Source organism: Synechocystis sp. PCC 7339 (assembly GCF_019924095.1).
In the GTDB taxonomy this organism is placed as follows: domain Bacteria; phylum Cyanobacteriota; class Cyanobacteriia; order Cyanobacteriales; family Microcystaceae; genus Synechocystis.
In genome coordinates, this window is the sequence record NZ_CP063659.1 from 3,250,824 (window position 1) to 3,264,667 (window position 13,844).

At 45.1% G+C, this 13,844-nt stretch carries 13 protein-coding genes; 1 reads left to right on the forward strand and 12 read right to left on the reverse strand.

Annotated features, from left to right (window positions below; all coding sequences use genetic code 11):
- Positions 1 to 143 precede the first annotated feature (143 nt).
- From arsS to IQE94_RS15370, 12 genes are all read right to left on the reverse strand, one after another.
- A complete protein-coding gene (gene arsS / locus IQE94_RS15315; protein ID WP_223342257.1) occupies positions 144 to 1,154 on the reverse strand; it encodes an arsenosugar biosynthesis radical SAM (seleno)protein ArsS in 1,011 nt (336 codons plus the stop codon).
- A gap of 173 nt (positions 1,155 to 1,327) precedes the next feature.
- Positions 1,328 to 2,296 carry an arsenosugar biosynthesis arsenite methyltransferase ArsM gene (arsM, locus tag IQE94_RS15320; RefSeq protein ID WP_223342258.1) on the reverse strand — a complete coding sequence of 323 codons (969 nt, stop codon included), beginning with the start codon at positions 2,294 to 2,296 and terminating at the stop codon, positions 1,328 to 1,330.
- A gap of 48 nt (positions 2,297 to 2,344) precedes the next feature.
- Entirely contained in the window at positions 2,345 to 2,968 is a 624-nt protein-coding gene (locus IQE94_RS15325; protein ID WP_212720451.1) for a TVP38/TMEM64 family protein, read from the reverse strand.
- Between the two features lie 141 nt (positions 2,969 to 3,109).
- Positions 3,110 to 3,655: a hypothetical protein gene (locus IQE94_RS15330; protein ID WP_212720449.1), complete on the reverse strand. Its 546-nt coding sequence runs from the start codon at positions 3,653 to 3,655 to the stop codon at positions 3,110 to 3,112.
- 260 nt (positions 3,656 to 3,915) lie between these two features.
- Positions 3,916 to 4,677, reverse strand: coding sequence for an anti-sigma factor domain-containing protein (locus IQE94_RS15335; protein ID WP_223342259.1), 762 nt, complete (start codon positions 4,675 to 4,677; stop codon positions 3,916 to 3,918).
- Positions 4,677 to 5,234, reverse strand: a complete 558-nt coding sequence (locus IQE94_RS15340) for a sigma-70 family RNA polymerase sigma factor (protein ID WP_212720438.1) — start codon at positions 5,232 to 5,234, stop codon at positions 4,677 to 4,679. Before IQE94_RS15340 ends, IQE94_RS15335 begins: the two co-directional genes overlap by 1 nt.
- A 105-nt stretch (positions 5,235 to 5,339) precedes the next feature.
- Positions 5,340 to 5,510, reverse strand: coding sequence for a nitrate/nitrite transporter NrtS (nrtS, locus tag IQE94_RS15345; protein WP_212722003.1), 171 nt, complete (start codon positions 5,508 to 5,510; stop codon positions 5,340 to 5,342).
- A 657-nt stretch (positions 5,511 to 6,167) separates the two neighbouring features.
- Entirely contained in the window at positions 6,168 to 7,835 is a 1,668-nt protein-coding gene (locus IQE94_RS15350) for a diguanylate cyclase (protein ID WP_223342260.1), read from the reverse strand.
- On the reverse strand, positions 7,742 to 8,473 hold the full coding sequence (locus tag IQE94_RS15355; RefSeq protein ID WP_223342261.1) for a PAS domain-containing protein: 732 nt from the start codon (positions 8,471 to 8,473) through the stop codon (positions 7,742 to 7,744). Before IQE94_RS15355 ends, IQE94_RS15350 begins: the two co-directional genes overlap by 94 nt.
- Before the next feature lie 260 nt (positions 8,474 to 8,733).
- Positions 8,734 to 11,190 carry a pyruvate, water dikinase gene (ppsA, locus tag IQE94_RS15360; protein ID WP_212720434.1) on the reverse strand — a complete coding sequence of 819 codons (2,457 nt, stop codon included), beginning with the start codon at positions 11,188 to 11,190 and terminating at the stop codon, positions 8,734 to 8,736.
- Between the two features lie 277 nt (positions 11,191 to 11,467).
- Positions 11,468 to 12,145 carry a CatA-like O-acetyltransferase gene (locus IQE94_RS15365; protein WP_212720432.1) on the reverse strand — a complete coding sequence of 226 codons (678 nt, stop codon included), beginning with the start codon at positions 12,143 to 12,145 and terminating at the stop codon, positions 11,468 to 11,470.
- Between the two features lie 60 nt (positions 12,146 to 12,205).
- Positions 12,206 to 12,838, reverse strand: a complete 633-nt coding sequence (locus IQE94_RS15370; protein ID WP_212720423.1) for an FHA domain-containing protein — start codon at positions 12,836 to 12,838, stop codon at positions 12,206 to 12,208.
- A gap of 212 nt (positions 12,839 to 13,050) precedes the next feature.
- On the opposite strand from IQE94_RS15370, the gene minC reads away from it, so the two are divergent.
- Positions 13,051 to 13,794 (forward strand): septum site-determining protein MinC, encoded by a 744-nt coding sequence (gene minC, locus IQE94_RS15375; protein WP_212720422.1) that lies wholly within the window; start codon positions 13,051 to 13,053, stop codon positions 13,792 to 13,794.
- The last annotated feature ends 50 nt before the right edge of the window (positions 13,795 to 13,844 follow it).

Consider the following 13,844-nt stretch of genomic DNA (forward strand, 5'->3'; position numbering starts at 1 on the left):
CCAACAGGTGACTGAAGGCAAAAGCACAGATGGCCAAAAGTCCAAAACCTTGCCAGTGGTGGAGGTTAGACTGTTTTTTTAACAGATGGATCAACATAATTATAGTGATGTGAAAAGAGTGAATAGATAATGACAAAATCAGATCAAATTAAAGCTCCTCCACAGCTAGACCCGGCTCCAGCGGTACAACCATAGCAATAATTGGCAGTTTTAACATCTTGGATCAAATCTAAATTATCAGCCTTCAATAAATCCATGACAGTTAATTTTTGGTTAAGGGTGGATTTTGCGGGAATATTTTCCATTTGGTTAAAATCACAATCATAAACATTGCCAAGATAATCAATGGATAGTTCGTTACGACACATTAAACTATCAACTGTATCTGGATTGAAGTTCTGTTCTAAGAAGCCCAGATATTTTTGATGTAATTGATATTTTTCAAGATGAAATTTACTCCGACCAATGGGTAAATTGGTAATGGTTAGCAAATAATTAAAATCAATGTCGAAATGTTCTTTGAGGAACTTTTTGTAATCCTGCTCAAGGGCTTCCTGGGGAGGAGCAAGGGAAAACTTTTCTGAAGTTGGTAAGGGCGGATTATAAACTAGATCCAGAATTAAGCTTGATTCTTGGCCATAACCGAGTTTATTTAACCACTGGAGTGCTTGGATAGATTTTTCATAAACTCCATTACCCCGCATTTTATCCACATTATCTTCTAGGTAACAGGGTAAAGAAGCGACAACTCTGACTTGATGGCGGGCACAATACTCAGGAATATCCCTAAATCCTGTTTCAAAGTAGATGGTTAGGTTGGAACGAACAATCACCTCCTTTCCCGTCTCTCTGGCCGCTTCCACAATGGGCCTAAAGCCATGGAGCATTTCCGGTGCTCCCCCGGTGAGATCAACCACTTTTATTTGGGGGAATTTTTGGATAATGGCAATTAATTGCTGACAAATTTCTGGGGAAAGCTCTTCAGTGCGTTTCGGACTAGCATCCACGTGACAATGGCTACAGGCAAGGTTACAGCGTTTACCTAAGTTGATTTGGAGGGTGGAAATTTTTTGTTTGCTTAGGGGATTTTCTAACTTTTCAGCAAAGGGAGTAATTTTTGATTTTTGGAAAGAACACTCTAGTTGTTGAACCATGTTATCTAAATTGCTTAAACTATCTCAAAAATGTTGATTATCGAATACTACTTAGAGGATGTTTAAAAAGTCTCCTGTTCCTCCACTTCTGGAAAGAATGGTCTTAAATTCCCCCAATTTTGGGGGATTTAGGGGGCAGATTCGCAGTTTTCAAAACCTCTCTTAGATTAACCCTAGCAACAACCACCGCCGTCATAATGCCAGGTGGAATCTGTAACCAGAATTTTGTCGGGATAGGTAGAGCCTAATTTCAACGCTGTTTTATCGCACACCGCACTGGGGACTCCCTGTTGCAAAATATGGCCAGCTTGGTCATCAAATAGAGGTTCTGAACCAGCATAAATAGCAGTCTTGCCGGTAAAAATACAGGCCCCATCATCGGGGATAGGCACTTTAAAAGAAACGGAATCAAGACTTTCTAACAATAAATTTTGCTCTAGCTGATAGGTAACAGAATCAAGTAAACGGTACGGACGACGGGCCCGAATTTCAATTTGCCCAAAGCCTACATCAATCAAATGCTGAGTGTACTCTTCATAGGTTAATGCCCCCGATAAACACATGGCCCGGAGTCGTTCATCCTGGCGCAAATGTTCGGGAACGGGGCGGGTGGCAATGGGGTCACTCATTATTAAACGACCATGGGGTTTTAAAACCCGATAGGTTTCCTGCAAAGCCCGGTGTAAATCCGCTGGTTCAAAAATGTTAAAAAGACAATTCTGGGCCACTACATCCACGGAATTATCCGGCACGGGTAAGGCAAAGGCATCCCCCGCCCGAACTTCCACAAAATCAGTTTTGAACCAAGAATTTTGCTGAGAGGCTAACTTTAAATTCCTCAGGGCAGCGATCCGCATGGCCGGCACCGGGTCCACCGCAATCACCCCTCCAGGGCGACGGCAAAAATAGGAAAATTGCAATGCTTCCAGGCCACCGCCTACCCCCACATAAAGCACTCTTGATTCCCCAGCTAACTCGTTGGGATGCACTGTTGTACCACAACCATAATTCATTTCCTGCATGGGCACAGGAATGGTCAATTCCGGCAGGGTAAGGGGGTTATTTTGCACACAACAGAGCCCCACTTCTGGAGTTTGTGCTACTTCTGCGTAAAAATCGGCCGTGGTTTGTAGGTAGGTCATCGTTGATTTTGACTTTGATAAACTAATGATTACGTTGGGATTGGCGACTTACTTTTTTGATTCTAGATTGGATAGACTTTGTTGAAAAACTTTGTCTGACCATTGTTTGAGATAAATAATCAAAAATACCGTTGCTCCAAGACCACATAAGCGCATAGACCACTGTATTATTTGGGTTTGGTTATTGAGATTATCGCCAATAGTTGTTAAACCTGTAGCCAATGAACCAATATAAGTGTACGCAATTGTGGCGGGAATCATGGCGAGGGAACCAAGAATATAATCTTTGAGGGAAACATCAGTTACACCAAAACCATAGTTAAGTAAATTGAACGGAAAAATGGGGGAAAGGCGAGTTAAAATAACAATTTTCCAACCATCTTTTTTAACGGCGGCGTTGAGTAACTTAAATTTTGGGTATTTTGTCATTTTTTTCTGCACCCAATTTCTGGAGAAATGGCGACCAATTAAAAAAGCAATAGTTGCTCCAATCATGGCGGCGATTGTTGTGTAAATAGTGCCCCACCACCACCCAAATAAACAGCCTCCTTTCATGGTCAACAGGGAGCCGGGTAGAAGTAAAATTGTGGCTAAGTTGTAGGCAGCAATATAAATTGAAGGAGCCCACCAGCCTAGGTTTTTTACTTTGGCTAGTAATATGTTTAAAGCCATCCCTAGATTAAAATGGTGAATGGTAAAAACCAATCCACAAATCAACAAAAAGATAATTATTAATTTTGGAGATAGCTTCAAAACCAAAACTCCTTTAACGACCTATGTTTACGGACTAATGGTAAATTCTACAACATTTTTTTACTTCGCTTTAGGGAAATTACCCATCAACTGGGTAAAAGTAACTTCTCCCGTTTTGCCAGGCATTTGACCGTGGGTCTTCTTGTCGGCATGGAAGGCCACTGCTAACATTTGATAGTTATTGTTTGTAGGAACGGTAATTGTTACTGAACCATTGCCATTGGCATCAGCTTTAAATTCATTGCTAGGCACGGCTCCGGCGGGGCCCACATCCATACCAATGGGCTTCTTGTTAACCCACCAGAGAGTATAAAGACCGTTGGGAACGAGGCCACTGGCATTAACAGTTACTCGATAATTACCACCACTAGAGGCGGTGCTGGAAACTTGAGCTTTAGCTTTCAGCCATTGATCTTTATTAATGCCCTGGGGAGTACCATCGTTAGCATTGACAGTTAAGCTAACACTGGCTTGGGCAATAAGTACAGGTTGGTTAGAAATTGGCAAAAAAAGTGTCTGATGGGAAAGGTTTTCTGCTTTTACTTGGGAAACTACAGCGGCGGAAAGAATGGCTATAGAGAGACTACCTAAGATTAAAAGATTCATGATTTATTATCTATTGGGGAAAATCAACAAGCTCCTGGAAATTGAATAGTAATGATGCAATTCAACCCATCCGAGCCTTCACTTATAGATACGAAGCAGAGGGTAAAAAGGATTTGCTTTCAGAAAAATAATTTAGATTTTAGATTCCAGATAAGCCAGTTATTAACTCTACCGTCCTCGTAAACTCGGGCACATTCCCTAAGCAGGAGTAGGATGGGAGGGGTCTTTCTTAAATTGGATGGATCTAATTGAGACTCTGGCTAGATTTGCCCCACCATTACCGTTCGACCAGTTCCTCCCAAGTCAGGTTGACTAGATTCAATGGTTACTAAAAGCTGGGTGCTGGTCATCATTACATCATCCAAAGGTAGTTCCTTGATGACACGCCCTTGGGCATCGGGTAGAAATTGGCCACAATCAATTTTCTCACCGTTACGAATTGCCCAGAGATAGTATATTTGCCCTTTGGATAAGGGAGGAAGATTGTATAACATCATGGTGACCTGTTCATTTTTGGGCATAACTACCACTGCTCCATTGGCTTGGGGGGCGTTATCCGTACCGCTCAGGTTCACCAAATGGTTATAGCCCGAAGATTGATCAATAATTTTTGCTAAATTATTTTGGTTTTCTAGCACAGCAATTCTTTGTTGGAGGCGATAGTTACTAAATCCCAGAACGCTAATGATAGATAAAGCTACGGCACCGATCGCCAAGGTTTTAAGATTGAGTTGGGTAATAAATTTTTCCGGTCGCCAAACAGGGACAATTTTGGGACTGACAGGGATCGTTTTCGTTTCTGCTAGTTGTAAAATTCTCTCTTTTAAATCCGCTGGGGGAGAACTGTCAGGCAGGGATAGGGCTAACAGGGCCAGGGTTTCCTGCAAACTATTAATTTCTGCCTGTAGTTCAGGCTGATCTAAAAGCATTTGTTGAACTGCTTCCGCCTGGGCCGGAGTCACCTCACCTAAAACGTAATCTGCCAGTAGTTCCTGTGTTTGCTCTGGGTTAATCATGGTCATCACTCTTCTACTAAATTATTAAGAATCTTTCTGAGCTTGAGGAGGGCATTGCGTTTATGGGTTTTGACACTGCCGAGGGGAATTTGCAATCCGGCCGAAATTTCCGACTGGCTCAGTCCGTCAAAGTAGGCCATTTCCAGCACTGTTTTTTGTTTTTCCGGCAATTCGGCGATCGCCTGGCGCACCCGATCCGACATTTCGCTCAAAGCCAATTTATCCATCAGATCCCTTCTATCCTCCGAAGTTTGATTGCGACCCCAGCGTTCCTGCATTCGCCACTGGGCCTGACTGCGACGATGGCGATCGATAGCGCGGGAACGGGTCAAGGTGCTAAAAAAAGCCAGGAGGGAGCCCCTTTGGGGGTTATAGGTAGGATGGTGCCAAAGGTTAAGGAAAACTTCTTGGGTTAGATCTTCCGCCTCCTGGGCATTGGTCAACATTCTTAGACATAGGCGGTAAACCACTTCACCGTAACGGTCATAAAGCACTGCTAAGGCCTGGGAATTTCCCTCCTTCAAAGCGGCATAAACCTCTGTATCTGTCTGTTGTGACAACATCCCTTTGAATACTCGCTAGATTAGCTAGATGGCAAAGTTGGAACAAAGCCAGTTTCCCCTGCTGTAAAGACTACGAAGGGAAACGCTAAAAGGATTTAGCAATAATTATTGTTGACGCTGACGACTAGTCCACTGTCCATGAATATTGACGCAATAGGGGACGAAATAGGTCAAACCAGCAAAAAACCAAAGTTTTTGGGTCATTTTGTTTCTCACTATCCCCTCTCTGTGGTTGATGAGTAGAAGGATGGAGCCCACGACTAGGGAGACTTTGATGGCACTGGCATCATTTCTCGATTAACCAAACAGCAAAAGTAGGATTTGAGAACAGAACTTGTTTGGCTAAATTTTGAATCCATGGGATTTTTTTGCAAAAGCGAGAATATCTTAGTTAATTTGAATTGATATTTCTGCATGGCCTGATTTATAGCGGCTTTCAGACATATGAGGCAAAATTAAACCCTTTTAAATCAAGCATTACAGAGTTTTACGTCTTAATTCACTAGAGCGAAAGTGGCATTAGGAGTCAAATGTTCTATGTCTTCTGGGGTTTCGGTTACTTCAGCGTAAAAATCAGCGGTAGTTTGTAGATAGGTCATGATGAATTTTAATATTTAGAAACTTAATAATTAAGCTAGAATTAGTGACTTACTCTTTTTATTCTAGATTGAATAGATTTTAATAAAAAAATCTCTAACCATTGTTTAAAATGGATAGTAGAAAATAAATTTGCCTCCAGATTATAGCGCTGTGGAGAAATATTGGTCAACCAAGAAAAATAATAATAATTCCAATTGTTACATTAATAACTGTATAAATTTTGACTAATTATTCACAAAATCAAAAATATTTTTTCTGACTTTATTTATTCCAAACTTATCCCTTGCAGTGTTTTTCAATGATAGTGAAAGCCTGCCACAAATGAAGAGACACTTAAATGGAAACCTCTTTGGGAGCGACGATGACCCGATTTCTACCCGCTTGTTTGGCATCATACAAAGCTTTATCTGCTATTTGTATGATTTCTTGTCCCGTTTCACCGTGATCGGGATAACAAGCAACCCCAAAAGAGGCGGTGATACTATTCACAATCTTTCCGCTGTATTCTATTTTCATTTCGGCGATCGCCTGGCGTAAAAATTCCGCTTTTTGGGAGGCCTCTTGCAGAGTAGTATCAGGCAAAATTATAGTTATCTCTTCGCCCCCATAGCGACAGGCCACATCGGAAGTCCGGATATTATTTTTCAGTAGGGTACCAATGGAAGCCAAGATAAGATCGCCAGCTTTGTGACCAAGGGAATCGTTAAAGTGCTTAAAGTGATCGACGTCAATCATCAAAATACCGACTGAATGGCGATGACGTTTGGCCCTGGCCAGTTCCTGGGTTAGGCATTGTTCCAGATAACGACGGTTGAAAAGTTTAGTTAGTGGGTCCCGCAGACTCTGTTCTTCCAGTTGTTCCCGTAACTTCAAATTGGCGATCGCCAGGCCAAGCTGTTCCGCTACTGTTTTTGCCAATTGTCGCCGTATGTCGGGCAAAACTTCCTCTTTGAAAGTAGAAAGGAAAAGTAAACCGAGGGTTTCCCCCTGGGCAATGAGCGGAATACACAAACTTGCCAACGGTAAGTGTTGGTCATTAACATGATTGCAAAACAAGGCATGTTGCGCCTGGTTTACCCCATGGGACCGCCCCCGTCGCAAAGCCCAACAATCTAGGGGGGTGAACACATCATCGGAGCACAACGGATTGCCCCAAAAGGTGACCCGCTCTAGATAATTATGCTGGGGAGACAGGATAAAAATTCCCCCGTGGCAATCGGGAAATAGGGGTTGAGCCAGAGCCGAAATTACTCCACACGCATCTTTGACTGTAAAACAAGACTGGAGATAGTCGGTAATTCCCGAAAGTATTAACATCTCAGCATTACGCTGTTTTAATTCATCGAGGCGCTCCTCTAGGGCTTGATTAACTTTTCGGAGTTCCTCCTCAAATTGTTTACGGCGGGTAATGTCCACATCCACCCCGATAACACGGAGGGGCACATTGTTTTGATCTCGAATTACAATGGCCTGACTTGCTGCCCAACGGAGACTTCCATCCGGTTTGATAAAGCGGAACTCCAAATCATAGGGTTGATTGTTATGGATACTCTGCTCCAGAGCTTCCAAGACAGGGCCTCGATCATCGGGATGCATCATTTGTGCAACTTTTTCTAGGTCCCCATCAAAGGTTCCCGGCTTAAGGCCCATCATTTGCTCCAGGCTTTCCGACCACACAATGCCATTAGTTAAAAGATCCAAATCCCAATAGCCCATATTGGCCGCATTAAACGCTAATTTCAAACGCTCTTCATTTTCCTGGAGATATTGGGTGCGCTCTAAAATACGCTGTTCCAACTGGGCATTTAGTTCCGCCAACTTTGCTTCCGTTACTTGGTACTGATGCAGGGTTTCCTGCTGTTCGGTCATATCCACCACTATACAGACCGTATATTTAAGCTTCACATCTATGCTGGCAACGCCGACCAGCACGGGAATGCGACTGCCATCCTTGCGGCAGTATTCCTTTTGCCAAGGCTCTGGGGTTTCGTGATTCTGCAAGCGGGCAATAATTTCTTGCTCCTTTTGGTTGTATTCAGGGGGGTTAACTCATCCCAGCGCACCAGCCCACTATCTAATTCTTGTCTACTGAAACCGATCATTTTTAGAAAACGGTCATTGGCATCGAGAATTTGTCTTTGATTGGAGGCAAAAAACATCCCGACAATATTGGACTCAAACAAATTCCTAAAGCGGGCTTCGCTTTCCCTCGAGGCTATTTCGGCGATTTTACGATCACTGATGTCCATGGCCACTCCCTGCAATCCCCTTATCTCTCCCTGATCGTCGATAACTGCTTCGATTCTGGCCCATACCCACCCTGTGGAAAAGTCAGCGCGCCTTACCGCATACTCTATGGTCTGGGTTTTTCCAGTGGTAATGGCCGTATCAACGATACTCTGGTGCAGTTCTCTAAATTCGGGCTGAATGCTCTGGACTAACCAGTCATAACTGGGGGCAAACTGATGGGGCTCCAGGCCAAACAATTGATAGATTTCCGCTGACCAGGTGATCTCACCGGAGGCAATATCAAACCGCCAAAAGCCCAATTTAGCAATACGTTGAATGTCCGCTAAATCTGTCCTCAACCCTTCTATTTCCCGGAGTAATTGAGCTTTGGTTTCGTGGCGATCGCTCATGGTTTTGCCTGGCCGAGCCTCTTTGACTGATTTGAATCAACTGGTGTAGCCATTATTTCCCATAATTTTCTCTTCTGGATATTAAAAATTTAGGCTGGCAATCATTCCAGAGGTAAAGGTTTTTGATTCTTAACCATCCACTCTTAATACTGATAACACTGGCTACATTTTACCCCCCCCTACCCATGGGATTGAATCAGCGGGGAAAGAAGGGGCCGTATTCATGGTTTGACTTTCGTTGACAAAATAAACATTGTTCCCTAACCTAGGGCTTTTTCCACCTCCGCAATCCGCAAAACAGTTTTCAGCACCGAATCGGGATTCAAACTGATGGAATCAATGCCCAATTCCACTAAAAATTCCGCAAACTCAGGATAATCCGAGGGCGCTTGACCACAAATTCCAATCTTGCGACCGTTGGCCTTAGCGGTTTCAATGGCCATTTTGACCATGCGTTTAACCCCTTCATTGCGTTCATCAAATAAATGGGCGACGAGGGAAGAATCCCGGTCTAGGCCTAGGGTTAATTGGGTTAAATCGTTGGAACCAATGGAGAACCCATCAAATACTTGGCTAAATTCATCGGCCAAAATAACGTTACTGGGCAGTTCACACATCACGTAAATTTCTAGGCCATTTTCCCCTTGCTTTAAGCCATGTTTAGCCATTTCCGCAATGACTTTACGGCCTTCGTCGGGGGTACGACAGAAAGGAATCATGGGAATGACATTAGTTAAACCCATATCATCCCGGATTCGTTTTAGAGCTTGGCATTCCAATGCGTAGGCTTCCCGGTAATTGGGATCGTAGTAACGGGAGGCCCCCCGCCAGCCGATCATGGGGTTTTCTTCCTTCGGTTCAAATTGGCGACCACCAAGCAGATTGGCGTACTCATTAGATTTAAAGTCGGACATTCGCACCACCACCGGTTTGGGATAGAATGCCGCCGCAATCATGGCAATGCCATGGGCTAATTTATCTACAAAAAATTGGGGGCGATCGCCAGCATAGAGCTTGGTTAACTCGGCAATGTCCGCTTTGGCCACGGGGTCTTCCAACTCGTCAAATTTCATCAGGGCGAGGGGATGAGCCTTAATGTGATTAGCAATGATAAATTCCAACCGGGCTAGACCCACACCATCGACGGGATAACTGGCAAAACCGAAGGCCTGTTCCGGATTACCCACATTCATCAAAATTTGAGTTTTGGTGCGGGGAATATTGTCCAGTTTAGTTTCATAAATTTCATATTCTAAAATGCCGCTGTAAACAGTGCCCGCATCCCCTTCCGAACAACATACAGTTACTTCCTGGCCAGTTTTAATGCTATCGGTGGCATCCCCACAACCGACGATCGCCGGAATCCCCATTTCCCGAGCAATGATGGCGGCATGACAGGTTTTGCCTCCCTGGTTAGTAACAATCGCCGAAGCCTGTTTCATAATCGGTTCCCAATCCGGGTCGGTACGATTGGTGATCAAGACCTCGCCGGGACGAAACTGATTAATTTCAGAAACATTGCGAATTACCTGAGCTTTGCCCTGACCAATGGCCGCCCCCACACTGCGCCCTGTGGCTAAAACTTGGCTGTGATCTTTTAACTCGTAGGTTTTAATTACATTGGCGGATTTTTGTGACTGCACTGTTTCCGGTCGGGCTTGAACAATGAATAATTCCCCCGTTTGTCCATCCTTAGCCCACTCAATGTCCATGGGAGTATAAACCCCCCGCACCCCAGAATAGTGGTCTTCGATGATGCAAGCCCAACGGGCTAACTGGAGAATTTCTTCGTCATTAATGCAATATTTTTCCCGCTCTGGCTTCCCTACTTCCACATTTTTAGTTAGTTTAGAACCACCTACGTCGTAGATCATTTTAATAGCTTTACTGCCCAGACGTTTTTCCAGAATTGGCTTAAAACCTTCCTTCAAAGTAGGTTTAAAAACAAAATATTCATCCGGATTAACTGCTCCTTGCACCACATTTTCTCCCAACCCGTAGGCGGCGGTAATTAGAGCGGCATTTTTAAAACCCGTTTCCGTATCGATGGAAAACATCACCCCAGAAGTAGCCAGATCAGAGCGCACCATTTTTTGTACACCGACTGATAAAGCAACGGCAAAATGGTCAAAGCCATTGTGATGGCGATAGGAAATGGCCCGGTCAGTGAACAGGGAAGCAAAGCATTTATGGCAGGATTCTAAAACACAGGAAAGACTGTGGACATTGAGGTATGTTTCTTGTTGCCCCGCAAAACTAGCCTCCGGCAAATCTTCCGCTGTAGCACTGGAGCGCACCGCCACATCCACCCCGGTACAATCAACCTTGCAACCATAGCGGTCGCACATGGCACCATAGGCTTCGGCGATCGCCGTTTGTAGGTTTTGGGGAAAGGGAGTGTCCAATATTAATTGCCGGGCTAGATGACCCCTCTCCTGCAAATTGACCATGTTATTCACGTCCAAGTCGGCGAAGAAATTCCGCAGTTTTTGCTCTAGGCCAGCCTCTTGGATAAAATAGCGGTAAGCATAGGCAGTGGTGGCAAAACCAGAGGGAACATTTACTCCCTTACTGGTCAACTGTTGAATCATTTCCCCCAGGGAAGAATTCTTACCCCCCACCAAACCAACGTCGTGGGTGCCCACCTCTTCAAACCAGAGGATTAAAGCAGTTTCTTTATGGGCCACAGAGGTTTTTTCGACGACTGAACTTACCATATCCATTTACCCCTAATCGATACCTTCAGTTTATCGAGGCTGATATAATAAACTTTATTTTGTTGGTAATTATTTATAAATTGATAGGTTTCTTAAATATAGTGTTAATTAATTATTAAAAAATCATTGTAAGATCAAAATCTACGGTAAACTGATAATAGTTGCCTGTTTGTGGTCATTGATTTTAGCTTTTCTACGTCAGAGTTGGCTTTCAATTCCAGTGAGAAGGCGATCGCCAAAGGTATTTGAGACAGTTTAAGGTTTTGATCAGATTACGTTAAATGAAACAAGCTTGGAATTGATTGATGGCCTGATCCAGTACCAAGGGATCCGTATTGGCGTGGTGGATTTTAAAACAAAGAGGAATAAATAACCGCTCATTGTGCTGATAGCGTTGCCCGAAGTAAAGCCAGGGTTGCCCTTGGATTGTTTCTCGACGATAGTGCACGCTCAAACCAGTAAATCTCAAGTTGGGCAAGTTACCAAAAATACAAGCTAAACAGAAGGTATTATACTCAGCTCTCTCGTAGTTTCCTTCCCGAATTTGGGCTAATTTTTCACTATAAAGTTCGCTAAACTCCTTGTAACTAAGTTGCACTACATTTTCCAGCAACATTTCCGAAAAGCGTTGTTTGCCCCCGATCGCCACGCTGACCATGGCCGGCGGATTATCGAGCACGTACCATTGTTGGCCATCATAGCGGAGCCGAAATTCCCAATGGTTTTGCAAACACTGCATCCAATGCCAAAGGAGAAAGGCAAAAAAACTGCCTCTGCCGTTCTTCTGTCGCTGGTAAAACCCATAGGCATTGGTCACATCCAACTGCACAGTCAAGTCAATATAGGGAATTTGCAATAGGCGATCGTCGGTAAAAAAATCTAAAGACCAATCGAGATAACCTTCCCTTTTCTCTGTAGTTAAAAGACGAGGTTGATAGCGAAGGGGAATTTCCATGTGCCTGGGGGATTTCGATTGCCATGGTGGATTTAATTCCTGAAAAAAGTCGGGTGCAACCTAATTCAACTGGAAGATAAACGTAACCAAATCCCCTTTGCCCAAAGAAAGGCTATCGCCGGGGCGGAGTAAATGGCGGTTACCGGGGGGGAGGGCGGTGTGATTGACGTAGGTGCCATTGGCACTACCCACGTCTTCTAGGAAATACTCATTACCTTCCAGACGGATATCGGCATGAACCCTAGACACCACATCGGAATTGGCAAAACCCGACACATCAATGTCTGGTGGCACTTTGTCGTTGGGTTTGCCCACGTGGATAACAGTCATGCCCACAGGAATTTCCAGCGTGGTTTGGGTCTGCACATGGACAAGGGAAGCCCCCTGGGATTGGAGTTGGGTACCCACGGGGAATGGGGCCGGCGTGGAGGAAACTTCGGGGATGGCCGGAATGGGTTCGCTATTTTCCGGAGCCACGGCGATCGGAGTGGGGGCTTCTTCCTCCTCCGGGGCAGTTACTGCTAATTGTTGGGGATCAATGGTCTGTCCGCAGTTGCCGCAAAAAGTGGCATCACTTTGCACGGGGCTACCACAATGAGGGCAAGGCATCAGAGTGGGCAAGGGCGTAAAGCAGGCCTCACACTGGATGGCCCCTTCTGGATTGGTATGGTTACAGGTGGGACAGACAGCCATAGATAATTAGGGATTAATGATTAGATGCCAATGCAAAGCATGGCAGGATTCTTTATCAATCCTAGCGAAAAAGTTGTATTTCCCTCCATTTCTGCTCCCGGTGAACAAAACCGCCACTATGGTCTGAATTGCCCCCTTGGGGAGAGGACGGTCGGGGAAAGTGAAATGCTAAGGTAAAGGGCGATCCTACGGTGAAATTCTAATTTTTTTTGATGAGTGACGACACCCCCCACCCTGAGTGGCAATTGGCTCCTCAGGAAAACTTTATCCGATTATCCTTAACCCTACCGACGGTGACGACGGCCCCCGACTCCCCCAGCCTGGTGTTTTCCCATCAACAATTGCAACAAAGTTTGGCCAATTATCTGCGTATTATGTCCGGGCGGTGGCAAGACCAGACCCTGGTGCGGTTGGCGGTGAATAATCAACTGCTGGACACCAGACAACTCCAGGCGATCGCCGCTGGACTGAAGGAACAGAACCTGACTTTGCAGTGGGTGGAAACCAACCGTCGTCAAACCGCAGTGGCCGCCGCCAGTGCCGGCCTTTCCGTGGATCAAACCATTGCCGACAAGCCTCTGGTAGACCCATCTGAGGTTCCCTCGCCCCCCAAACCGTTGGTGGTACGTCACACTCTCCGCTCTGGAGGGGAAATTCGCCACGGGGGAGATGTAGTCATTATCGGTGACGTTAACCCTGGCAGTAGCATTGTGGCCGACGGTGACATCCTTATTTGGGGCTGTTTGCGGGGTATGGCCCATGCCGGTGCCAAAGGCAATGACCAGGCTGTTATTATGATTCTGCGGTTGGCCGCCTGTCAGATCCGCATTGGCGATCGCCTAGCTAGGGTGGGGGCCGATGCCGTTGATCGTCGCGAGCCCGAAATCGCTTATATTACTTCAGAAGGTATCCGTCTGACCCCGGTGCGTCAGTTTCAGCGTTCTGCCCTTTTCTAAAATCTTTACCCCTTGCCCACTAACAGTTTCGAGTCCAAGTTATCACCGCA